This window comes from Mesorhizobium waitakense, from assembly GCF_056431085.1.
This window is the reverse complement of the sequence record NZ_JBWKME010000228.1, coordinates 1-1894: the sequence shown is the minus strand read 5'-3', so window position 1 is coordinate 1894 and position 1894 is coordinate 1. Positions and strand designations below refer to the sequence as shown.

The 1894-nt window shown below is 63.3% G+C and carries 2 protein-coding genes; both read left to right on the top strand.

All coding sequences use genetic code 11. The features are described 5' to 3' along the window. A partial coding sequence (locus AC07FD_RS39425) for a hypothetical protein (protein ID WP_478354199.1) occupies nucleotides 1-444 on the top strand: 444 nt, incomplete at its 5' end. 83 nt (nucleotides 445-527) lie between these two features. Beyond that, a partial coding sequence (locus AC07FD_RS39420) for a sigma-54-dependent Fis family transcriptional regulator (protein WP_478354198.1) occupies nucleotides 528-1894 on the top strand: 1367 nt, incomplete at its 3' end.

Below are 1894 nucleotides of genomic sequence, written 5' to 3'. Positions count from 1 at the left end.
CCGCGGCGCGAGGACGTCCAGGTCAAAAGACTGATCGAGCAGAACCGCTCGACCATCGTTCGCCTTGCCGACCAGATCAGCGGCGGCGGCTATTCGGCTTCCAGGCAGCCACGCCAGCAACCCAAGGCTGAAGGCCTGATCATCCATGTCGGCGGCAGTGCGGCAACCGCCTCCGAAGCGAGCCCGTCCATCCGTGTCACCATGAACGGCCGCGTGATCTCCAAGGATCAGAACACCGGCCGCCAGCTTCATCATATCGGCGACATCCGCAACCGGAACGGAGACCAGATCTTCGTCCTGGCAACGAAGCAGAACGGCTTTTTCTCGCCGGTCGACGAAACCATCGCGCAGGCGCTTGCAGAGCTGGATGGATCCAGGGTGACCGCGACCTATACCGAAGACCAGCTAGCCGCCGACATCGGTACGAAACTCGGCATCGACTGACGACCGGCGTTCGGGCGTCCCTGCACCTCCAATCCGCGACAGCATACAGAAATGGCATACCTCAAAGGTACTGTGATGGCTGAATGAGACACGCGAACGGCCCCGATCAGATGAAGACCGATGCACTTCCGGCGCGCGCTTCAATGGCCACCGGACAATTGATCCTGGACAACATCGACTATGACGAGCGCGCCACCATGCGCGCCTGGGAGAGTTTTCTTTCCGACGAGCCGACATGCGCCCGCGATCCGGTCCACGTCCGCTCGTTGATCCACGATTCCTGGTACCGCAGCGCCACCGGCGGCATCAATGCGCAGGGCATCGAAGCGCCGCTGAACAGCGATCGGAACGAGATCGAATATCTAACCCGTGCCAATGCCGAACTGCTCTCGGCGGCGAGGCGGTCATTCGCGTCGCTTGGCCAGTTGCTGGACGGAACGGGAGCGATGCTGGTGCTTGCCGACAGCGATGGCGTGCTGATCGACGCCATCGGCGACAAGAAGACGCTGCATGACGGCATGGATATCCACCTGGGCATCGGCGGCAAATGGAACGAGGACGCCGTCGGAACCAATGGCATCGGCACCGCGCTGTGGACGGGCGAGCCGATTTTCGTTCACGCGGCCGAACATTTCTGTGCCGGCATCAAATCCTGGACCTGTGCCGGCGCGCCGATCCGCGATCCCCTGGACGGCAAGATCATCGGCGTTGTCGACCTGTCGGGCTATTCGCCGATCTTCCGGCCGCATAACACGGCGCTCGTCGCCGCCACCGCCAGGCAAATCGAAAAGGCCCTCGCCGAACAGCAGCAGCAGCAGCGCACGCGCCTGCTCGAGGCGTTTATTTCCTCGGCACCCAGCTACCGCCGGAAAGACGGGTTGGTGATCCTCGATCATCGTGGCCGCGCGATCTTCTGCAATAACGTGCCCAACGGCGACGCGACGGAGATGATGGACGGCCCGATGGAGCCGGGCCGCGGTCGTTGGCTGATGAACCTGCCGGCCTCCGGCTCGGAGACCGATCTCGCCAACGCGCTGCCGGCGCATCTGCGATCCTGCCATGTCACGCCGCTGAAGCTGGATGGCGACCTTCGTGGCGCGGCTCTGGTGTTTCCCTCCGTACCGGCCGTCTCCAGCATGACGGTGATGCGCCGGGAGGGGGACAAACACCTGCGGGCAGCCGCGACGATGATCATCGGCGAAAGCGAAAAATTGCTGGCCGCCGTCGATGTCGCTTCCCGGGTGGCCGGATCGAATGGTGTCACCTCGCTGCTGATCGAAGGCGAAACCGGTGTCGGCAAAGAGCTGTTTGCACGGCTTGTCCATGCCGGCAGCCGGCGCACCGAAAACGACCCGTTCATCGCCATGAACTGTGGCGCAATCACCAAGGAGCTGTTCGGCAGCGAATTGTTCGGCCACGTCGGCGGCGCCTTCACCGGAGCGTCGCGCGA